At 65.7% G+C, this 21,197-nt stretch carries 20 protein-coding genes; 8 read left to right on the plus strand and 12 right to left on the minus strand.

Translation table 11 applies throughout. The annotated features are described in order from the left end of the window. Positions 1–5: 5 nt before the first annotated feature. Positions 6–2,648, minus strand: coding sequence for a DNA polymerase I (polA, locus tag NG701_RS15555; protein WP_252569431.1), 2,643 nt, complete (start codon positions 2,646–2,648; stop codon positions 6–8). Between the two features lie 193 nt (positions 2,649–2,841). Between polA and NG701_RS15560 the strand changes: the two genes are divergently transcribed. Next, positions 2,842–3,315, plus strand: a complete 474-nt coding sequence (locus NG701_RS15560; RefSeq protein WP_252568705.1) for a hotdog fold thioesterase — start codon at positions 2,842–2,844, stop codon at positions 3,313–3,315. Positions 3,316–3,337: 22 nt separating this feature from the next. Here NG701_RS15560 and NG701_RS15565 read toward each other — a convergent pair whose 3' ends face one another. The 6 genes from NG701_RS15565 to NG701_RS15590 form a co-directional block, all read right to left on the minus strand. After that, positions 3,338–3,895, minus strand: coding sequence for a dihydrofolate reductase family protein (locus NG701_RS15565; RefSeq protein WP_252568706.1), 558 nt, complete (start codon positions 3,893–3,895; stop codon positions 3,338–3,340). 39 nt (positions 3,896–3,934) lie between these two features. Then, positions 3,935–4,156, minus strand: coding sequence for a hypothetical protein (locus NG701_RS15570; RefSeq protein WP_058932545.1), 222 nt, complete (start codon positions 4,154–4,156; stop codon positions 3,935–3,937). Further along, entirely contained in the window at positions 4,153–5,370 is a 1,218-nt protein-coding gene (locus tag NG701_RS15575) for an inorganic phosphate transporter (RefSeq protein WP_252568707.1), read from the minus strand. Before NG701_RS15575 ends, NG701_RS15570 begins: the two co-directional genes overlap by 4 nt. 152 nt (positions 5,371–5,522) lie before the next feature. Next, positions 5,523–6,032 carry an HAD domain-containing protein gene (locus NG701_RS15580; RefSeq protein WP_252568708.1) on the minus strand — a complete coding sequence of 170 codons (510 nt, stop codon included), beginning with the start codon at positions 6,030–6,032 and terminating at the stop codon, positions 5,523–5,525. Positions 6,033–6,151: 119 nt separating this feature from the next. Further along, complete coding sequence (locus NG701_RS15585; RefSeq protein ID WP_252568709.1) at positions 6,152–7,402, minus strand: FAD-dependent oxidoreductase; 1,251 nt, start codon at positions 7,400–7,402, stop codon at positions 6,152–6,154. After that, the gene (locus NG701_RS15590) at positions 7,395–8,693 is read right to left on the minus strand and encodes an MFS transporter (RefSeq protein WP_252568710.1); all 1,299 of its coding nucleotides are present in this window, start codon (positions 8,691–8,693) and stop codon (positions 7,395–7,397) included. The genes NG701_RS15585 and NG701_RS15590 overlap by 8 nt, the downstream gene beginning before the upstream one ends. A gap of 48 nt (positions 8,694–8,741) precedes the next feature. On the opposite strand from NG701_RS15590, the gene NG701_RS15595 reads away from it, so the two are divergent. The 4 genes from NG701_RS15595 to NG701_RS15610 all read left to right on the plus strand — a co-directional run bounded on the left by NG701_RS15595 (position 8,742) and on the right by NG701_RS15610 (position 12,374). Then, entirely contained in the window at positions 8,742–9,539 is a 798-nt protein-coding gene (locus tag NG701_RS15595) for an IclR family transcriptional regulator (protein ID WP_252568711.1), read from the plus strand. Positions 9,540–9,661: 122 nt separating this feature from the next. Beyond that, positions 9,662–10,798, plus strand: a complete 1,137-nt coding sequence (locus NG701_RS15600) for a cupin domain-containing protein (RefSeq protein ID WP_252568712.1) — start codon at positions 9,662–9,664, stop codon at positions 10,796–10,798. Beyond that, positions 10,798–11,622, plus strand: coding sequence for a fumarylacetoacetate hydrolase family protein (locus NG701_RS15605; RefSeq protein WP_252568713.1), 825 nt, complete (start codon positions 10,798–10,800; stop codon positions 11,620–11,622). Before NG701_RS15600 ends, NG701_RS15605 begins: the two co-directional genes overlap by 1 nt. Then, the gene (locus NG701_RS15610) at positions 11,622–12,374 is read left to right on the plus strand and encodes a maleylpyruvate isomerase family mycothiol-dependent enzyme (RefSeq protein WP_252568714.1); all 753 of its coding nucleotides are present in this window, start codon (positions 11,622–11,624) and stop codon (positions 12,372–12,374) included. Before NG701_RS15605 ends, NG701_RS15610 begins: the two co-directional genes overlap by 1 nt. A gap of 113 nt (positions 12,375–12,487) precedes the next feature. Here NG701_RS15610 and NG701_RS15615 read toward each other — a convergent pair whose 3' ends face one another. The 3 genes from NG701_RS15615 to NG701_RS15625 form a co-directional block, all read right to left on the minus strand. Beyond that, positions 12,488–12,919, minus strand: a complete 432-nt coding sequence (locus NG701_RS15615) for a VOC family protein (protein ID WP_252568715.1) — start codon at positions 12,917–12,919, stop codon at positions 12,488–12,490. A 111-nt stretch (positions 12,920–13,030) separates the two neighbouring features. Beyond that, positions 13,031–13,750, minus strand: a complete 720-nt coding sequence (locus NG701_RS15620; protein ID WP_252568716.1) for a response regulator — start codon at positions 13,748–13,750, stop codon at positions 13,031–13,033. Further along, positions 13,747–15,699: a DUF4118 domain-containing protein gene (locus tag NG701_RS15625; RefSeq protein ID WP_252568717.1), complete on the minus strand. Its 1,953-nt coding sequence runs from the start codon at positions 15,697–15,699 to the stop codon at positions 13,747–13,749. Before NG701_RS15625 ends, NG701_RS15620 begins: the two co-directional genes overlap by 4 nt. A gap of 178 nt (positions 15,700–15,877) precedes the next feature. Between NG701_RS15625 and NG701_RS15630 the strand changes: the two genes are divergently transcribed. Then, positions 15,878–17,851, plus strand: coding sequence for an APC family permease (locus NG701_RS15630; RefSeq protein ID WP_252568718.1), 1,974 nt, complete (start codon positions 15,878–15,880; stop codon positions 17,849–17,851). Between the two features lie 20 nt (positions 17,852–17,871). Here the strand turns inward: NG701_RS15630 and NG701_RS15635 are convergent, their stop codons facing one another. Beyond that, positions 17,872–18,627, minus strand: a complete 756-nt coding sequence (locus tag NG701_RS15635; RefSeq protein ID WP_252568719.1) for a ZIP family metal transporter — start codon at positions 18,625–18,627, stop codon at positions 17,872–17,874. Between the two features lie 142 nt (positions 18,628–18,769). Between NG701_RS15635 and NG701_RS15640 the strand changes: the two genes are divergently transcribed. Further along, a complete protein-coding gene (locus NG701_RS15640; RefSeq protein WP_252568720.1) occupies positions 18,770–19,390 on the plus strand; it encodes an L-threonylcarbamoyladenylate synthase in 621 nt (206 codons plus the stop codon). 17 nt (positions 19,391–19,407) lie between these two features. Here the strand turns inward: NG701_RS15640 and ligD are convergent, their stop codons facing one another. After that, the gene (ligD, locus tag NG701_RS15645) at positions 19,408–20,430 is read right to left on the minus strand and encodes a non-homologous end-joining DNA ligase (protein ID WP_252568721.1); all 1,023 of its coding nucleotides are present in this window, start codon (positions 20,428–20,430) and stop codon (positions 19,408–19,410) included. A gap of 79 nt (positions 20,431–20,509) precedes the next feature. Between ligD and NG701_RS15650 the strand changes: the two genes are divergently transcribed. Continuing rightward, positions 20,510–21,187 (plus strand): alpha/beta hydrolase family protein, encoded by a 678-nt coding sequence (locus tag NG701_RS15650; protein WP_252568722.1) that lies wholly within the window; start codon positions 20,510–20,512, stop codon positions 21,185–21,187. Positions 21,188–21,197: the final 10 nt, after the last annotated feature.

Raw genomic sequence — 21,197 nt, forward strand, 5'->3', positions numbered from 1 at the left:
GCAGCCTAATGGCCGGCGTCGTACCAGCTGGGGCCCACGCCGATCTGGACATCCAGCGGGACGCTGAGGTCCGCGGCGGAGCCCATCTGCTCGGTGACGAGCTTCTCCACCGCTTCCCGCTCGCCGGCGGCGACTTCAAGGACCAGTTCGTCATGGACCTGCAGGAGCATGCGCGACTTGAGGCCCTGCGCCGCCAGTTCAGCGTGTACGCCCAGCATGGCGCGTTTGATGATGTCTGCGGCCGATCCCTGGATGGGTGAGTTCAGTGCGATGCGCTCCGCGTTTTCGCGCAGCTGCCGGTCCGTGCTGGTGAGATCCGGCAGGTACCGGCGGCGCCCCTCGATGGTGGCCGTGTAGCCGTCCACCCGGGCCTGGTCCACCACGCCGCGGAGGTAGTCGCGGACGGCGCCGAACCTGTCAAAGTAGTCCTTCATCAGCGTGCGGGCCTCGTCCACGGAAATTTCCAGCTGCTTGGACAGGCCGAACGAGGTCAGGCCATAGGCGAGGCCGTAGGACATGGCCTTGACCTTGGAGCGCATGGCGCTGGTGACTTCTTCGGTGGGCACGTGGAAGATGTTCGAGCCCACAAACCGGTGGAGGTCCTCACCGTCCTGGTAGGCCTGGATCAGGCCCGCGTCGCCCGAAAGGTGCGCCATGATCCGCATTTCGATCTGTGAGTAGTCCGCGGACAGCAGGCACTCATAGCCGTCACTGACCACAAAAATGCCGCGGACACGCCGGCCTTCCTCGCTACGGATGGGGATGTTCTGCAGGTTGGGGTTGTTGGAGGAGATGCGGCCCGTCGCTGCCACGTTCTGCGCATAGGTGGTGTGGATCCGGCCGTCTTCGGTCACGGACTTCTTGAGCGACTCCAGCATCTGGCGCAGCTTCGAGGACTCCCGGTGCGCCATCAGCTGGACCAGGAATTCGTGCCCGGTCTTTTCGAGCAGGTTCTTCAGCGAGGCGGCATCGGTGGTGTAGCCAGACTTGATCTTCTTGGTTTTCGGCAGCTGGAGTTCGTCAAAGAGCACTGCCTGCAGCTGTTTGGGCGAGCCGAGATTGACCTCGTGGCCGATCGCAGCGAAGGCAAGTTCCTGGGCGTTGTCGATCACCTTGGCCAGATCGGCGATCTGCTCGTCCATGCGCGGCAGGTCGATGGCGATGCCCGCGGTTTCCATGTCGGCCAGCACGCGGCTGACGGGCAGCTCAAGGGTGGTCAGCAGGTCCCCGGCCTTGCGTTCGGTGAGTTCTGATTCGAAGTGCCGGCTCAGGGCCTGGACCACGGCCGCCACTTGGACCAGAGCACCGGCAGCGGCGGCGTCGTCGCCGTCGAACGCCAGCTCCAGCTGGCCCGCCTTGGAGGTCTCCGCCGAGACACTGACGTTGAGGTGGTGCTGGGCCAACTCAGCGAGTTCATAGGTGCGGCGGTCCGGCTGGATGAGGTATCCGGAAATTGACGTGTCATCCACCACGCCTTCCAGTCCCAGGCCACGGCTGGAGAGAGCCTTCAGCGCAGCCTTGTAGCCATGCATGACCTTCGGGCTGTTTTCATCGCGCAGCCAGTCCGCGAGGACGTTTTCGGCCGCGGCATCCTGCGCGGCGAGGTCGATATAGACGGCGGCATCGTCACGGACGATGGCCAGTGCGGCGGCGTCTTCGCCGATCCGCCCGGGCACCAGGTCGACGGCGACTGCCGACGTCTTGCCAGCGCCCGCCGCCAGGAAGGCACCCAGCTCGGCTGCCCCGGCGGGAGTCACGAAGTCCGGAGCGGCGATGCTTTCGCGCTCCGCAGATTCCACTTCTTCGCTGCCGTACAGGGCAAAGAGCCGGGTACGGATGGTCTTGAATTCAAGTTCGTCGAACAAAGACTCCAGCGCGGCTTCGTCCGGCCGCGGTTCCGCGAGATCGTCCAGGGTGAGGGGAAGTTCGAGATCCGTGTGGAGCCTGTTCAGGCGTCGGTTGCGTTTGACGTCCTCCACGTTTTCCCTGAGGGCATCGCCAACCTTGCCGCCGATCGCATCCAGGTGCTCGAGGACGCCCTCAAGACCGCCGTAGAGGTTGATCCACTTTGCCGCGGTTTTCGGGCCCACGCCCGGAACGCCCGGAAGATTGTCCGCTGTCTCCCCCACCAACGCGGCAAGATCCGAATACTGCGCGGGCGTCACAAAATACTTCTCCTGGATGGCTGCCGCGTCCATCCGGGGAATGTCGCTGACACCCTTCCGCGGGTATAGCACAAAGACGTTGTCCGTGATCAGCTGGAAGGCGTCACGGTCGCCCGAGACGAGCAGCACCTCAAAACCCGCCTCTTCCCCCATGGCGGCGAGGGTTGCCAGGATGTCATCGGCCTCATAGCCGGGCAGCTTGATGGTCTTGATACCCCAGGCGCCCATGACCTTGTCGATAAGGTCGATCTGGCCGCTCATCTCACGGGGTGTTTCGTTGCGTCCACCCTTGTACTCGCTGTACTCCGCTTTGCGGTGCGTGGTGTCATCCGAGACGTCGAAAGCGACACAAATGTGGGTGGGCTTCTGTTCCTTGATCAGGTTGATGAGCATGGACGTGAAGCCGTGGATGGCGTTGGTGTGCTGTCCGTTGGCGGTGGAGAACTTGTCCGCCGGCAAGGCGAAAAACGCGCGGAACGCCATCGAGTGGCCGTCCAGCACCAGAAGCCGCGGCTGGCCGGTGATGGGAACCACCGGGGCTTCCGTGGCGGAAACCTGGCCTCCGACCGGCGGGACGTTGATGTCCTGCAAGGCAGCATCAGCGTCAAGCACTGCAGTCTCGGACGGGAAGGGGGCCGGTTTGGTAGTTTCACTCACAGGTGTCAGCCTAGTTCCCATGATGGACAATTTCACGCCCGGGCCCTTCACTGAGGAATTGGTCACAGCAGGCATCCCGGCGCACCTCCACGACTGGCTCGGCCGCCTGGGCGTCGGTGCCCTGGTGGTGAAGATGGGGATCCACTTCCTGGAGATGAGCCCGGAACGAACGGTGGCCACCATGCCGGTGGAAGGGAACACCCAGGTGGCGGGCATCCTGCACGGCGGCGCCCATGTGGTGCTGGCCGAAACCCTGGGATCCTTCGCCGCCGGGATGCACGCCGGCGCCGGCAGGCATGCCCTCGGCATCGAAGTGAGCGCCACACACCACCGTGCAATCGCCGCGGGCACCGTGACAGGTACGTGCACCGCGATCCATCTGGGCCGGACACTGACAACGCACGAAATCGTGATTACCGACGAAAAAGGCCGCCGCCTCTCCACCGCACGCATCACCAACATGCTGCGGGACAACGAGCCCACGGAGGCCTAAGCGCCTCAGGCGGTTCAGCTCCCTAGCGGGCCGGATCCGGGGATGTGAGGGTGTAGCGCAACTCCACGATCCCCCGCCCCATGGTGCGGGACGCCGTCAACTCAAGTGGCGTCGTCGGGCCTTCCAATGGGAGCAGCCGCTTCCCCTCGCCCAGGACCACGGGGATGACCGACAGGATGATTTCGTCCAGCAGTCCGGCATCGGCGAATTGCGCTGCGAGGTTGCCGCCGCCCACCACCCAGACGTTCTTCTCACCGGCGTGGTCCTTGAAGTCCTGAATGAACTCCTGGACGGGACCGCGGACGAACGTGATGTCAGTGCCGGCCGGAGCAACGTGCTCGTGCCGGGTGAACACATAACAGGGCGTGGAAGGGTATGGCCAGTTGCCGGGTTCGTGCTCCATCAGCCAGGAGAACGTCTCGCCGCCCATCACGATGCAGCCGACGCCGGCCATGAAGGTTTCGTAGCTTTCCTTCCCGCCCTCGAAGCCATCGAACTCGAGAAGCCAGGCGAGGTCATCCTTGGTGGTCGCGATGAACCCGTCGATGGAGGCCGCGACAAAATACTGGATCCTTGACATGGAACCAGAGTAGCGCTGCGGTGTGGACGGGCTGAAGGGCTACTTGCTGAAGTACGGAATGATCAGGTAAAGCCCGAACAGGACAGCCACGCCGCAGAGGCCAAAGCAGGTGTAGGCGAAGTAGCGCTTGGTGCGGGGTGAGGCCTGCCGGGCGTCACCGGCGATGGCCGTCAGCCGCACGCCCAATGAATACAGGACCACAACGGTCACCGCGGACACCAGGGTAGCGCCGGCCACTGTCAAGAGTTCCAACCACTTCATCGCTGAACATCCTTGTGCTGGTTCGCCTTGGCGCGCGCCCGGGCGAATGCTTTCTTCTTGGCAAAGCGGACGGCCTGGCCCGCTTCTTCGACTTCCACTGCATTGTGGTGGCCCACCGCCGACTTGCGGGAGTAGGCGAACATAAACAGCACCGCGGCGGTGCCGGCGACGGCGGCAATCACCACACCCACCACGCCGGTCTTCACCAGCAGCGCGGTCAGCGCGCCCACAACGCCGGCGGCTGGAAGTGTGAACAGCCAGCCCAAGGCGATCTTGCCCACCATGTTCCAGCGCACCGTCGTGCCCTTACGGCCCATGCCGGACCCGATGACGGAGCCGGACGCCACCTGGGTAGTGGAAAGGGCGAAGCCCAGGTGGGAGGAGGCGAGGATGGCAGAGGCGGTGCTGGTCTCGGCTGCGAATCCCTGGGCAGGCTTGACCTCTGTGAGCCCGGAACCCATGGTCCGGATGATGCGCCAGCCACCTGCGTAGGTGCCGACGGCGATGGCCAGGGCGCATGCCGCTATGACCCAGAACTGCGGGCCCGACCCCGGGGACTGGGTACCAGCCGAAATCAGCACCAGGGTGATGATGCCCATGGTCTTCTGTGCATCGTTGGTTCCGTGGGCCAGCGCCACGAGGCTGGACGTGAAGATCTGGCCGGTGCGGAACCCGCCCCGCTTCTGTGTCAGCTTGCTGCCGGTTTCAGGATCGTGCCGCGACGTCAGGGCATACGCGAGCCGCGTGCAAAGGTACGCCACCAGGCCGGCAATCAGCGGGGCGAAGATGGCGGGCAGGATGACCTTCTGGAGCAGCGTTTCCAGATTCACGGAATTGAATCCGATACCTGCGATTGCTGCGCCGATCAGCCCGCCGAAGAGCGCATGCGATGAGCTGGACGGCAGGCCTTTGAGCCACGTGATCATGTTCCAGAGAATGGCACCCATGAGGCCGGCGAAAATGATGTCCGGGGTGATCTGGACACCGTCCGAGCCTTCCCGGATGATGCCGCCGGAGACTGTTTTGGCCACTTCCGTAGAGAGGAAGGCACCTACCAGGTTCAGGATTGCCGCGAGAGTCACCGCGGTCTTCGGTTTGATGGCACCGGTGGCGATGGGCGTAGCCATCGCATTGGCGGTGTCATGGAATCCATTTGTGAAGTCGAAAAATAGTGCCAGTCCGATGACCAGCGCCACCATAAAGGTGATATCCACCTGTTGCCCAATCTGCAGAGTCGACGTTCAGCAGTTCCATTACCCGCCGTGCCCTGCAACGTATTATTCACCTGTAGTTCATGTGAAATGACCTGTGGTGTTAACAGAACCTGCGTGAAACCCTATCGATCGTATGCGTCCATGGCATCAGGTCAAAACAGCTGCTCCGTGACAAACCCTCCGACGGCGGCCAGCTCGGCTGGAGAGATTCCCCGGCGTGGATCGGGCGACACCGTGAGGATGCGTGGGCCCAGAAATCCGGCCCACGCCAGTGCTTGCTGTTCATAGCGGAGCTGGTCGTCAATCCAAACGATGCCATCCGGGGTGTTGGCCGCCAGGTCCTCCTGGAGGGCGGCAAGCTTCCACCAGCCCTCCCCCGTTCCGGCACCATCCGCGGTCAGGCAGGGCCAGTGGCCGCCTGCAAGTCCGATGGCAGGGCATAAGTATTCCGCGGCCATGTCCTCCCAGCTGGTGAGCCACACGCACCGGACTCCCGGCAGCCGGGAAAGCCGGTTCAGCCCGTCAACCAGCTGGCCCGCATATGCCACCTCAAGCACGCCGGCGTTCGCAAGTATCCAGCCGGAACCCCATGGCGTCTTGCCCGTCGCTCCGAACGGGCAAACGACGCCGTCGACGTCCAGGTACAGGGTGACGTTCCGCACTGCCGCTCCGGTCAGGCCGGCAGGCCCGGAACGGCCCTTAAATGATCGAGGGGCTGCACGCATCAATGGTCGCACTGCGCCCAGCCCCTCCTCAAGGACTCGCCGATAAGGAGTGTGTCCTAGGCAGAGAACGCCTTGGCCGGGGCGGCTTCAGGGCGGGCGGGGCTTCCGTGCTGGTCGTGGCCGTAGAGCCAGTCGTTGTACTGGAAGTTGTTGTCCGTCCGGCTCTTGAACAGCAGATTCCGGAGCGTGCGGGCCAGGCCGGAGACGTGCCACGACTCGCCCCAGACACGGGCATTCCGCTGGACCCGGGCCGTGCGGCCGGCACGGATTGTGTTGAATTCCTTGATGGCACCATCCCAGGCTGCGGGGTTGACGCCGTCCGCGGTGAAGACGGTGCCGTTGGTGACGTCCTGCAGCACGGCCGCGTCTTCGAGGGCCTGGCAGGCGCCCTGGGCCAGGTACTGGAGCATGGGGTGCGCGGCGTCACCCATAAGGACCATCCGGCCGGCCACCCAGTTTTCGATCGGGTCACGGTCGTACATGGGCCAGCGCATGGCGGTGCCAAGATTCTTCAGTGCATCCTGCACTGCCGGAATGCAGTCCTTGTAAGCCGCTTCGAGTTCATCCACACCGCCATACTGCTCTTCGCCGCGTTCGAAGGAGGGGGACTTGAACACCGCGACGGTGTTCAGCAGCTCACCCTTGCGCAGCGGGTACTGCACCAGGTGGCAGTCCGGTCCAAGGTAGACGATGACGTCTTCAAGGTCGGCTTTGGGCGTGTTTTCGGTGATCGGCACGGTACCGCGGTACGCCACGTAGGCCGAGGAAACCGGCTCGTCGTTGGCAACGAGGGGGCGCAGGGTGGACTTGAGTCCATCGGCGCCGATGATGGCGTCCGCCTCATAGTCAACGCCGGCGGCGGTGTGCGCAATGCCGCGGCCGTTCACGGTTTCCACACTCTCCACCATGACGTCGTTGACGAGTTTGACGCCCGCCGCCTCACAGCCGTCGAGCAGGACCCGGTGCAGGTCGCTGCGGTGGATCACGACGTAGGGAGCGCCATAGCGTTCCTCGAATTCGCCGCCGAGCGTCTGCCTGGTGAGCTCCTCGCCGGTCACTGCGTCGCGGAACACGAGGTGCTTGGGGCGGACGCCGATTTCGAGGGCCTTCTCCAGCAGGCCCCAACGCTTCAGTACGCGTGAGGCGTTGGGGGCCATCTGCAGGCCCGCGCCCACTTCGCCGAACTCAGGAGCACGCTCCACGAGGGTCACCTCGGCGCCGTTCTCCCGCAGCGCGAGGGCCCCGGCCAGGCCGGCCATTCCACCGCCGATAACGAGGACTTCGGTGGACGATTTCAGGTCAGACATTGCTGTCTCCTTCAGAGATCTTGGTAGTGGAATTGATCTTGGCGGAAATGGCTGCCAGCAGGACGGCTGCCACGGCTGCCGCACCGGCGAAAGCCAGGAAGTTGGAGTTGACGCCGAGCCCGGCAGCCAGCAGCAGCCCGCCCACCTGCGGTGCCGCGACGGCGCCTATGCGGCCGACGCCGAGGGCCCAGCCAAGGGCCGTTCCGCGCAGGTGCGCAGGGTAGTGGCTGGCCACTGCAGCAATGATGAGGCACTGCGTGCCGTGGGTTCCCACGCCGGCCAGGACCAGCATGAGGTAGACGACGGCGACGGGCGGGCCGGTAACCAGCACAAGCAGCGCGGCGGCAGCGACGCCGGCGGCAGCGATCGCCGTCGGGATCGGGCCGAACCGGGTCCCGGCCCAGGCGGTGATGACGGATCCCGCTACGGCACCCACGTTCAGGGCGAGGGCGAAAGTCAATGCTGAGCCGAGGTTGTAACCGGCCAGCTGCATCAGGTTGGGCAGCCACGTGCCGAGGCCGTACCAGGCGAACAGGGTCACCAGGGTGGCGAATGCGTAGAGCAGGCTCATGCCGAGGAACGGCGCCCGGAGCAGTGACCCGAAACCGGCGGGTTCCCGGGTTACTGCAGCGTCGGAGGACGCGGACGGTGCCAGGGTTTCAGGGAGGTAGCGGAGTCCCAGCGGAATGACCACGATCACGGCCAACACGGCGACCAGGAACATCGCCGGCCAGCCGAAGGCGGGAATCAGCGGGATCCCTACCAGCGCGGCGATGGAGCCGCCGATCGGTACGCCAGACATCATGAGCGTGGCCACCGTTGGACGCCACTTTGTGGGGACCAGTTCTGCCACGAGCGCGTTGGCTGAGGGGACGAGGCCACCCAGGCCGATGCCCGCCAACAGGCGGAGGGCACCGAAGACGACGGCGTTGGGGGAAAACGCGCACAGGATGGTGAAGACGGAGAAAAGAATGGCGCAGCCGATGATGGTCCGGCGGCGACCCCACGTGTCCGACATCCGACCCGCGAAGATGGCGCCTATCATCATGCCAACGAACGCCATCGAGCCGACGGTCCCAGCTGTGGCCTTCGTCAGCCCCCAGCCTGTGTCGTTGATAAGGGACGACTGCACCGTGCCGTAAACAATGAGGTCGTAGCCGTCAAAGACCACCAGGAGCCAGCAGACCAGCACAGCCATGGCGGACTGCTTCGAGAACCGCGATGCGCCAGAGGAGAAAAGGCCGGCGCCGCCTGTGATGCCCGGCGCCGCGGCAGTAGGTGTGTGATTCATCCCACCACTGTCAGCCACCTCACACGGCCTCGCCTATATAATTCTGCCATGCAGAACATACCGGTCCAGCGAAAACCTACCTACCCCATCGAGGCGGTGGACAACGCCCTGCTGTTGCTGCAGCTCCTGCGCGACGGGGGCAGCCTGAGGCTCAAGGATGCCGCCAACGAACTGGGCGTGGCTCCTTCCACCGCCCATCGGCTCCTGGCCATGCTGGTATACCGGGGCTTCGCGGTCCAGGACGAGTCCCGCCGTTATGTTCCCGGGCCGGCCATGGGTGCAGGCCCCGCCCGCGTGAGTTGGTCGCGCCTGCTGCGGGAAGTGGCCAGGCCGCATATGGAGATGTTGTGTTCGCGGGTCAACGAAACGGTCAACCTGATGATCCGCGTGGGCACGAAGGTCAGGTTCCTGGACACCGTCGAGAGCACCAGCGCCCTGCGCGTTGGCGACCGCCAAGGAACAGTCCTGCCGGCCCACAAGGCCTCGGGCGGCAAGGCGATGCTGGCGGAACTTGAACCCGCCATGGTTGACCAGTTGTTCCGCAGCAGCAACGCGGAGATCGGCGGCGACAATATCGCCGACGCCGAGTACCCGGCCTTCTTGCGGGAACTTCAAACCATCCGCGGCAACGGATTCGCCGCCAACTTCGAAGGCACCGAGGAAGGCATCAGCGCCCTGGGGCTGGCCCTGCACAACCGCGCCGGCGACGTCGTCGGGGCATTGAGCGTAGCCACCCCGGTTGCAAGGTTCCGGCGACTCTTTGACGCAGGACTGGTGGGCGTCATGCTGGAGACCCGGCGCCAGCTCGAAATCGACATTGCCGCCAACCCTTTCAACAGGGACTGATCCAACAGACCAGGCCCTTGCCCGGTAATTCTGCTAGGCAGAATATGTTGGAGGTCACATACTCCGCTCCCTAGAGTCGTTCGTACGCCCAAACGCTCATCGCACCATCAAGGAGGCCCTCCATGTCCGTCAGCGCCGAGAATCTTACGCATGCTTCTGTTGCCGCCGGCCAGGTTGTTCCGGAGCCGTCGCCGGAGGAGGCTGCGCAGCTTGCGGAGTTGTACCGGGATTTCGATAAGGAGAACCTGATTCCGTTGTGGACGGAGATCGGGGATCTGATGCCGATGGTTCCGTCGCCGAAGGCGGTGCCGCATGTGTGGCGCTGGAGCGACCTGTACCCGCTGGCCGCACGTGCCGGTGACCTGGTCCCGGTCGGGCGGGGCGGGGAACGCCGCGCGATCGCGTTGTCGAACCCGGGCCTTGCCGGGACCCCGTACGCGACCCCGACGTTGTGGGCTGCGATCCAGTACCTGGGCGCCCGCGAGACTGCCCCGGAGCACCGCCACTCCCAAAACGCGTTCCGGTTCGTGGTCGAGGGCGAAGGCGTGTGGACGGTGGTGAACGGGGATCCGGTGGCGATGCGCCGCGGTGATTTCCTACTGACACCGGGCTGGAACTTCCACGGCCACCACAACGACACCGACTCCCCGATGGCCTGGATCGATGGGCTGGATATCCCGTTTGTGCATTACGCGGACGCCGGGTTCTTCGAGTTCGGCACCGAACGCGTCACCGACGAAGCGACCCCGGAGATTTCCCGGTCCGAGCGGCTCTGGGCCCACCCCGGCCTCCGCCCGCTCTCGGGTCTCCAGGACACGGTCAACTCCCCCATCGCGGCGTACCGGTGGGAACACACCGACGCCGCCCTGGCAGAACAGCTACTCCTGGAGGACGAGGGCCATCCGGCCACCGTGTCCCAGGGCCACGCCGCGGTCCGGTACTCGAACCCGACCACCGGCGGGGACGTGATGCCCACCATCCGGGCCGAGTTCCACCGCCTCCGGGCCGGCGCCGCCACCGAGCCCTTGCGCGAAGTCGGGTCCAGTGTCTGGCAGGTCTTCGAAGGCTCCGGCACCGCGGTCCTGAACGGCGAGGCCAAGTCTCTGGCCAAGGGCGACCTGTTCGTCGTCCCGTCCTGGACCGAATGGTCCCTGACCGCCGACGAGGCTGCAGAGTTTGATCTGTTCCGCTTCAGCGACGCCCCCATCTTTGAACGCCTGAACTTCAACCGCACCTACACCGAAGGACGCACCAAGTAATGAGACTCCTCACCCTCCGCACTTCTGAAGGCACGACGGCGGTGCGCCAGGACGGCGACACCCTCACCGAGATCGACGGATTCACCGACGTCGGGACCCTCCTGAAGGACCCCTCCTGGGAGGCCATCGCCAAAGCCGCCAACGGCGCCACCCACCCCCTGGAGGGCGCGGACCTCGCCCCGGTGGTTCCCGCCCCCGGCAAGATCATCTGCGTGGGCCACAACTACCGCAACCACATCAAGGAAATGGGCCGGGAAGTCCCCGAATACCCCACCCTGTTCGCCAAGTACGCCGAATCCCTGATCGGGCCAAATGATGACCTGGCCCTCCCGCAGGAATCCGACACCGTGGACTGGGAAGCCGAACTCGCCGTCGTCATCGGCAAGACCGGCCGCCGCATCGCCGAGGCCGACGCCAAGGACCACATCGCCGGGTACGCCGTGCTCAACGACGTGTCCATGCGCGACTACCAGTTCCGCACCATCCAGTGGCTCCAGGGCAAAACGTGGGAGAAGTCCACCCCGTTCGGACCCGCCCTGGTCACGCAGGACGAATTCACCGCCGGCCCGCTGATGACCAGCGCCGTGGACGGGGAAATCCAGCAGCAGACCCCCACCAGCGACCTGGTGTTCACGCCCGAATTCCTGGTCTCCTACATCTCCGCGATCATCACCCTGAACCCGGGCGATGTGATCGCCACCGGCACCCCGGGCGGGGTGGGCCACGCGCAGGAACCCAAGCGGTACCTGCAGGAAGGCCAACTCCTGGTCACCACCATCGAGGGCCTGGGCCAGCTGAAGAACCGCGTGGTCAAGGAATCCTGATGGTCGCACGCCACGACCAAACCACCGACCCGCGCCTGCAGGAACAACTCCTGCAGGCGCGGCGGGGCACCGCCTTTTTCGCCCGTAAGCTCAACGAGTTGGCAGACGCGGAACTGGACGGCGGCTCGCTGCTGCCGGGATGGACCCGCCGGCACTTGGTGGCACATGTCGGATACAACGCCCGCGCCATCGCACGGCTCATCGAATGGGCCGCAACAGGGGTGGAAACACCGATGTATCCCTCCCCGGAGGCCCGCAACCACGAAATCAGCTTCGGGGCCACGCTCTCCCCGATCGCGCTGCGGCACCTCTTTGACCACTCCGCAGTGCACCTGAACGTCGAATGGCGCGACCTGCCCGCCGATGCCTGGCACCACAAAGTTAAGACCGCCCAAGGGCGGATCGTTCCGGCTGAGGAAACGGTGTGGATGCGCACCCGCGAAGTCTGGATGCACGCCGTGGACCTGGACAACGGTGCCACCTTTAGTGACATCCCGGCACCCGTTCTGGAAAGACTGCTCGAGGACATCACCGGTGCCTGGAAAACCCGGGGCACTGATGCCGGGCTGCTCGTCAAAGTCACGGGCACGGAGCTAACGTTCGGCGACACCAGCGCCGCCAACCCGACGGTCATCTCCGGGCCCCTGCCCGCCGTCGTCGAATGGGCCACCGGACGCGGCACCCACGCCGTCACCGCAACACGAAACGGGGCACCACTGGACGAAACGCCCACAGCCCCCAAATGGATCTGAGCCTGTGACCTTCGGGCAGCCGAAAAGCACTGCAAATAGTCAGGATAACGGAACAGCGGCGGGATAACCCGCCGCTGTTCCGTCGTTCTATGTCCAGTTTTAATGAGTGGAGCCTATGTCGCGGGAGCGGCCTGGGGGTTGTTGACGTTGACGAGCCAGGCAGTACCGAACCGGTCGGTGCACATGCCGAAGATGTCGCCCCAGGGCGCCGGTTCGAGCGGAACGGTGACAGTGCCGCCGTCGGCGGACAGCTTGTCCCAGTAGCCGCGCAGTTCAGCCTCGTCGTCGCCGCTGAGCGAAACCGAAATGGAGCTGCCGGTCGCGAGGTCCATGCCGTTCGGCGTGTCAGCCCCCATAAGGACCAGGCCGTTGCTGGCCGTCAGCATGCCGTGCATGATCTTGTCGGCTTCCGCCGGATCTTCGCTGGCGTGGAACTCCCCGAAAGTGCTGAGGGCCAGGTCGCCGCCGAAGACGGACTGGTAGAAGGTCATGGCCTCCCGGGCGTTCTTGCGGAAGCCAAGGTAGGGGTTGAGCGTCGTTGGCATGGCCAGTTCTCCTTGTGGTGCGGAACTGAAACGGATTCGGAACAGTCAACATCCTGCCGCACTTCCAGCCGGGTTCATAGGGTTCACGGCACCCTGATTTCCCCGCAGGATTCAGGGTATAAAACGGTACCCCACACCAGGTTCGGTGAGCAGGTGGCGGGGCTTTGCGGGATCGGCCTCCAGCTTCCGCCGCAGCTGGGCCATGTACACGCGCAGGTAGTTGGCTTCCGTCTCGTAGGCCGGTCCCCAGACGTCCAGCAGCAGCTGCTGCTGGGTCACCAACCGCGAAGGGTTCCGGACCAGCAGTTCCAGGATGTTCCATTCGGTCGGCGTCAGCCGGACAACGTCCCCGTCCCTCGTGACCTGCCGCTTGGCCAAGTCCACGGTGAAGGAGGATGCGGCCACCGTGGGTGCCGACGCCGGATCCGGAACGCGGCGCAGGAGCGCACGCAGGCGGGCCAACAGCTCGTCCAGTCCGAACGGCTTGGTGATGTAATCGTCCGCACCGGCGTCCAGGGCGTCGACTTTGTCCGACGAGCCGTGGCGTGCGGACAGCACCAGCACCGGCAGGGTGCTCCACCGGCGGAGTTCCCGCAGGACTTCCGCTCCGTCCAGGTCCGGCAGTCCGAGGTCCAGGATCATCACGTCCGGCGGACGGTGGGAAGCGGCAAGCAAGGCGGTGCCGCCGTCGGCCGCTGACTCCACGGCGTAACCGTGGGCCTGGAGCGTGATCCGGAGTGCCTTCAGCAGGTGGGGATCGTCGTCGACAACCAGCACACTGGTCCGGCGGCTTCCTTGAATGCCGGAAGAACCAGCCTGGTCCGAATTCACGTGGCCTCCTGACGCGGCTGGCCGGCCGCGTGGCGCGCGCCCGGCGAGCCGGTGGAAAGGGCCAGCCTGATCACCATTGTCAGGCCGCCGCCGGGAGTTTCCTGTCCAGTCAGCGTGCCGCCCATGGCCCTGACGAACCCGTCGGCGACGGCCAGGCCCAGTCCCACTCCGGTGGCCTGGGGCCGGTCGTGGAGCCGCTGGAACGGCTGGAACATCTCAAGCACCTTCCCGGCGGGTACACCGGCGCCGTGATCGATGATCCGCAGTTCGCCGGACGGATAGCCATCCAGCGTGGCTGCCCCCATGCCGTCGGAAGTGCCGGTGATGGTGATCCCCGAACCCGGCGCGTATTTGACGGCGTTTTCCACAATGTTCGCGATCACGCGGTCCAGCAGCACCGGATCGGCTTCCACTGTGGGCATGTTGGCGGGCAGCTCCACCCGGACTGTACCGCCCGGGAGCCCGCGCAGGGCCGGGGCAACGACCTCGCTCCACCGCACGGGTCCCAGCAGCGGCCGGACGGAATCGGCGGTGATCCTTGACATGTCCAAGAGGTTTCCCACCAACTGGTCCAGCCGGTCCGTGCATTCGTCAATGGTTTCGAGCAGCTCCCGTTCTTCCGCGGGCGTATAGGTGACGGACCGCTGCAGCAAGCCACCGGCGGCGAGCTTGATCCCCGCCAGGGGCGTCCGCAGGTCGTGGGACACCGCCCGCAGGATCGCCGTGCGCATGGAGTTCCCTTCGGCCAGCCGCAGCACCTCGCGCCGGCTGACGGCCAGCTGGCGGCGTTCCAGGTGGGCTTTCACGTGGACCGCAAACGCACCCAGCAACCGGCTTTCCACTGCCGGCACCTCCCGGCCGAACAGCACCAGCCGGGTGTCGGCGTCGACCGGTTCCGCGGTGCTGCCCGGCAGTCCGGTGACGCCATGCTCCCACCCGGCGGTATCCCCCGCGCCGGCCACGAGCGACCAGATCCTGCCGTCCGCGCCGCGCACTCCGGAGGGTCCCGACGTCGGACCGGAACCTTGCGTTGTGCCCTCCCGGCTGCTGTATACACCGGCACCGGTGGCACCAAAAACGTCCAGGGCCTCCGCCAGGATCCCGTCCAGGGTGTCCTCCGAACGGGAGGCGCCCAGGGCGAGGTCGCCCAGCGTCGCCGCCTCCGCCTGCGCGCGGGCAGCCTCCTTGGACCGGCGGGCAGACCCGTCCACCACCCCGGCGACTGCCACTGACACCCCCACAAAAACGGCCAGGGACAGGAGGTCCTGGGGATCACTGATCGCCAGGTCCCCCAGGGGCGGCGTGGAAAAGTAGTTCACCAGCACGCTGCTCCACAGCGCGCCGACCACGGCAGGCCACAACCCGCCCACCAGCGCCACGGCAACGGCGCCGGCAAGCTGGATCAGGACGGCGGTGGCAACGCTGTGGTCGAAGGCTGCCAGCAGCAGCTGCAGCAGGGCGGGCAGGGCTGCTGCGAGCGCAAAGCCAATGGCAACCCTGGTGCGGCCCAGGTCAGGCCGCCGGCGTGGTGCGTTCCGCTGGGGCGGGAAGCGGGGAACTACCTGGACATCAACGTCGCCCGCACCGCGGACCACCCGGGCTTCCACGGTGCCGCCGGTGAACAACCCTGCCAGCACACCAGCAAGGGGTCCGCGGCGGGACTGCCCCACAACAATATGGGTGGCACTGGACTTGCGGGCGTAATCCAGCAGGGCCCGGGCCGGATCCGTCGCGGAGACGGTGTGGTAGGTCCCGCCCAGGTCATTGACCAGCCGCCGCTGTGCCTCCAAAACCTGGGGAGACTCGCCCGCGGTACCCCCCGTAGCGCGGACGTGGACGGCCACCAGCTCGCCGCCGTCGGTCCTTTCGAGAATCCTGGCGGCGCGCCGGATGAGCAGTTCTGCGTCATCGCTGCCGTTGAGGCCAATGACTATCCGTTCCCGTGCCATGCCGCCATTCTCCCACCCGGATCCCCACGTCCTGTGCGGGCCTTTCCCGGGGTTGGTGGCTTTGGTCATAAGGACGTTAAGGATGCGTCAAGATCCGCCCGAATCCGGCTCCAAGGCGAGTGGGCAGTACTAGATTCGGCTGTGCCCGCGGTGCTGTGCCGCAGACTGAAAGGCTTGCGTGACCACCATGAGCAGACCCCCTGCCGATCCCTCGGCACTCCGTGCGACGCGGAAGGCGGCCCTCGGCAGTTGGCTGCTGCATGGATTGGAGGATGCCAAGGGCACCCATCAGGGGCCGGGCGGGCTCGCGGACGAACAAAAGAAGCACCACTGGTGGCAGGTGATGTGCCTCACCGGCGTGGACTACTTCTCCACGCTGGGCTACCAGCCGGCCATCGCGGCGCTCGCGGCCGGTGCCATCTCCACCTTGGCAACGCTTGTCCTGGTGGCCGTGACTCTGTTCGGCGCTCTCCCCGTCTACCGCCGGGTTGCCGGCGAGAGCCACCGCGGCGAAGGGTCCATTGCCATGCTGGAACGGCTGCTTCCCAAGTGGCGGGGCAAGCTCCTGGTGCTGGTGCTGCTGGGTTTCGCGGCCACCGACTTCATGATCACCGTGACGCTGTCCGCCGCCGACGCCACGGCACACCTGATCGAGAATCCATTTGCACCGGAGGCACTGCACGGCCAGGAGGTGGCCGTAACGCTGGTCCTGCTTGCCATGCTCGCTGCCGTCTTCCTGCGCGGGTTCAAGGAGGCCATCGGCGTCGCCGTTGTGCTGGTGGTCCTGTACCTGGGGCTCAACGTGGTGGTCATCGCGAGGTCGCTGGCGGAGGCAGCAGCCCATCCGGTGGCTGTCGGTGACTGGTGGCAGACTCTTAACACATCCCACGGGAATCCGCTGATGGCGGTGGCCATCGCCCTGCTGGTCTTCCCCAAGCTGGCGCTGGGGCTGTCCGGCTTTGAAACCGGTGTGGCGGTGATGCCGCAGGTCCGCGGCGGCGCGGGCGATACCCAGGAGAACCCGGCCGGGCGGATCCAGGGGACCCGGCGGATGCTGACCACCGCCGCCCTGATCATGAGTTCCTTCCTCGTGACCAGCAGCTTCACCACGGTTGTCCTGATCCCCGAGGCTGAGTTCCTGCCGGGCGGGGAAGCCAACGGCAGGGCGCTGGCTTTCCTGGCGCACGAATACCTCGGGCCGGGCTTCGGCACGGTGTATGACGTGAGCACCATCGCCATCCTGTGGTTCGCCGGTGCGTCCGCTATGGCCGGCCTGCTGAACTTTGTCCCCCGGTACCTGCCGCGGTACGGCATGGCCCCTGCGTGGGCTAAAGCAGTCCGGCCGCTCGTGCTTGTCTTCACGCTGATCGGGTTCCTGATCACCTGGCTGTTTGAGGCCGACGTCGATGCCCAGGGCGGGGCGTACGCCACCGGCGTCCTGGTGCTGATGACCTCGGCGGCAGTAGCCGTGACGCTCTCGGCCCGCCGGCTTCAGCAGCGTAAGCGCACCATCGGCTTTGGCATCATCACGGTGCTGTTTGTCTGCACGACGGTCACCAATATCTTTGAACGTCCCGAAGGTATCCGGATTGCCGGCTTCTTCATCCTGGGGATCATCAGCATCTCGCTGCTCTCGAGGGTGCTGCGATCCTTCGAACTGCACGCCACGCACGTCCGGCTGGACACCCAGGCCCTGGAGTTCATGGCGGAGAATCTGACCGGGCCCATCGGGATCATCGCCCATGAACCGCTTCGCCAGTCGGCGGACGCTTACCGGCAGAAGCTGGCGTCCGCCACCGAAGCAAGCCACTTCCCCTCTGATTACCGGCCCCTGTTCCTGGAAGTGACAGTGGATGACTCCTCCGACTTTGAGTCGGCCCTGGAAGTACGCGGCGTGGTGCGGCACGGGTTCGCCGTCCTGGAAGTGCACGGACCGGGCGTCCCCAACACCATCGCCTCGGTGCTCCTGCACATCCGCGATGTGACCGGGCTGATGCCGCACGTCTACTTCCGCTGGACCGAAGGAAATCCTGCCTTGAATCTCCTGAAGTTCCTGGTGCTGGGCGAAGGCGAGATCGCCCCCGTGACTCGCGAGATCCTCCGCGAAGCCGAACCGGATGTCACCAAGCGGCCGTGGGTGCACGTGGGCTGACCGTTGACGACGGCGGGAGATCACCCTCCGAGCTGGTGGACTGTGAAGGCCGTCAGGAACCCGACGGATGCGGTCAGTCCGGTGAGGTTGTGGTGCTCTTCGAACGCCTCGGGGATCATGGTGTCGGCGAGCATCGCCAGGATCCCGCCCGCCGCGATCGCGGTAATGAAGGCGATGACGGCGTCCGGAGCGTTCTCCAGCGCCACGTACCCGAGCAGTGAGGCGAACCCGCACATGACGGCTATGCCTCCCCACACCCCAAAGATGTAGCCGGTACTGCGGCCTGCCTTTTTCATCCCGGCAGTTCCGGAAAGACCCTCGGGAACATTGGAAATGAAGACAGCCACAAGCATGGCCGGACTGACCGATCCCGCGGTGACGAGTCCGACGCCGAGCACTATCGACTCCGGGATCCCGTCGAGAAGGGCGCCGAAGGCGATGGCCGTGCCGCTGCCCGGGCTGTCCTGCTCCGACGGTTGCTGGCCGCCCGAGCGTTTGCGGTGCTTAGCGCCGGCACGTGACAGGAGCATGTTCGCTCCGACGTAGACCACGGAGCCGGCCAGGAATCCGGTCACGGTGGGCCACAGGCCGCCTCCCTCAACCGCCTCACTGACGAGCTCGAACGCCAGCGCCGAAATCAGCACGCCCGCCCCAAAGGACATGATCGAGGAGACTAGTTTGGACGGAATGGCCCATTTCCACGACGCGGCGGCCCCCAGCACCAGGGCGGCACCGGCCAAGGTTCCCCACATCAACGCCTGAAGCCACACCGGCATGCTGCCACCTTTCGTTCGCCCCGCACAGGACTCACGCTGCTTACTTAACCCATAGGCCCTGAACCTATCCTCTCTCGGCGTTGCACGCACGGCGCCGTGCCTGTCTACTGGCCAGGGCGCCAATTGTCGTAGGCTCAGGAGCATGGCCAGATACTTTGATGTTCATCCCCAGGATCCCCAGCCCCGCGCGATCATGCAGGCCGTGAAGATCGTGCTCGACGGTGGGCTGATCGCCTACCCCACGGACTCCTGCTACGCCCTCGGGGCCCAGCTGGGCAACAAGGATGCGCTGGACCGGATCCGGAATATCCGCAAGCTCGACGACAAGCACCACTTCACGCTGGTGTGCAAGGACTTCGCCCAGCTGGGCCAGTTCGTGAACATCGGCAACGACGTCTTCCGCGCCATCAAAGCCGTCACGCCCGGCAGCTACACGTTTATCCTGCCTGCCACCAAGGAAGTGCCGCGCCGGCTGCTGCACCCGAAGAAAAAGACCGTGGGCGTGCGGATCCCGGACAACCGGGTGGTCCAGGCGCTGCTGGCCGAGCTTGGCGAACCGCTGCTCTCCAGCACCCTGCTGCTCCCGGACGAAGAAGACCCGCTGACGCAGGGCTGGGAAATCAAGGAACGGCTCGAGCACGAGGTGGACGCGGTCATCGATTCCGGCGACTGCGGGGCAGAGCCCACCACGGTGATCGACTATTCCAGCGGAGTGGCGGAAGTGGTGCGTCGCGGCACCGGTGACCCGTCCCGGTTCGAGTAGCCCGGGCGCGAACGGACTCAGTCCTGTTTGCGGGCCCGGCTCGGCTGCACCCGCGGGGGCTCACCAGGCATTTTCGGGTAGTCCGGCGGGAACGGCAGTTCGCCGAGCCCGGCCTTGAGGTCCCGCTCCCACCACTCCAACAGCACGTCAATGGTGCCCGGATGCGCCTTCATGTCTGCCCATGGATCACCCGCGGTCCTGAGCCGGTCGGGGACCGTCAGGATGGTGAAGTCCTTGGGATCCGCGCTGCCCAGTTCGTCCCAGCTGATGGGGCAGGAGACCGGCGCATGGGCCAGCGCGCGGGGGCTGTACGCGCCGGCGATGGTTCGGTCCCGGTTCGCCTGGTTGAAGTCCAGGAACACCTTCACGCCGCGTTCCTCCTTCCACCAGGCCGTGGTGACCTTGTCCGGCATCCGCCGCTCCAGCTCGCGGGCCGCGGCGATCACCGCGTGGCGCACGTCCAGGAATTCGTGGCTGGGCTCGATGGGAGCGTAGACGTGCAGGCCGCGGTTCCCCGATGTCTTGATGAACGTGTCCAGCCCGGCCTCCGCCAGCACCTCCTTCAGCGCCAGGGCGGCCGGGACGGCGTCGTCGAAGTCTGTGCCCGGCTGCGGGTCAAGGTCGATGCGCAGCTGGTCCGGGTTATCGGTGTTTGCTGTGTGTGACGGCCACGGGTGGAACACCACCGTATTCATCTGCACCGCCCATACGGCCGCGGCGGGTTCGTCCAGGACCAGCATGGGGTGCGAGCGTGCGCTCGGAAACGTCACATTCACTGAGCGGATGAAGTCAGGTGTTCCCTTGGGCGGGTTTTTGGAGAAGAACTGGTCCCCCTCGACGTTTTCGGAGAACCTCTGCAGTGCCACCGGCCGGTCACCGTTCGCGGCGATGAACGCCTCCCCCACATCCACCATGTAGCGTGCGAGGTCCAGCTTGGTCAGGCCGAGTTCCGGCCAGAGCACCCTGCTGGGGCTGGAAACGCGCATCTCGCGCTCGCCGTGCGGCCCCGGGACAGTGAGGGTGGTCTGTTCGCTCGCCATGGGGACAACCTACCCTGCGCCGCGCGTGGCGTCAGCACGTCGGCGCCCAGGGCTGCCGGTGATCCGGCATCATGGACCTATGGCCGTAGCTGAATCCCCTGTCACCTTTCCCGTCGGCGACGTTGAGGTCTCCGGCGTTTATGCCCGCCCGGACAGCCCCTTCGCCACGCTGGTGCTGGCGCATGGGGCCGGGGCGGGTATGGAGCACCCGTTCATGAGCGGTTTCACCCGTGGACTGAACGACGACGGCGTTGCCACCTTGCGCTTTAACTTCCCCTACCGCGAGGCCGGCAGGAAATTCCCGGACCGGCCGCCGGCAGCCATCGCCGCCTGGCGCGCCGTCATGGACGAAGCCGCGCGCCAGGCCCAAGCCCACGGTGATACCGGACCGGTGTGGGCTGCCGGCAAATCGTTCGGCGGCCGGATGGCTTCCATGGCCGTTGCCGACGGAATGGACACTGCCGGACTCGTCTACCTCGGCTACCCCCTCCACCCGCCCGGCAAGCCGGAAAAGCTCCGCGACGAGCACCTCTACGGGCTCACGCTCCCCATGCTGTTCCTGCAGGGCACCCGCGACACCTTCGCGACGCCGGATCTGCTGGAGGGTGTGGTCTCCCGGATCGGCCCGTCAGCTGTCCTTGACTGGATCGACGGCGGCGACCATTCCTTCGCCGTCGCAGGCAAGAAGCGCGACGCCGCAGAGATCGGAGCGTCGCTGGCGCCGAAGGTGGCCGAGTTCATGCGGAGCCGCGGCTGACCCATCCGGC

Source organism: Pseudarthrobacter cellobiosi (genome assembly GCF_023913815.1).
In the GTDB taxonomy this organism is placed as follows: Bacteria; Actinomycetota; Actinomycetes; order Actinomycetales; family Micrococcaceae; genus Arthrobacter; species Arthrobacter cellobiosi.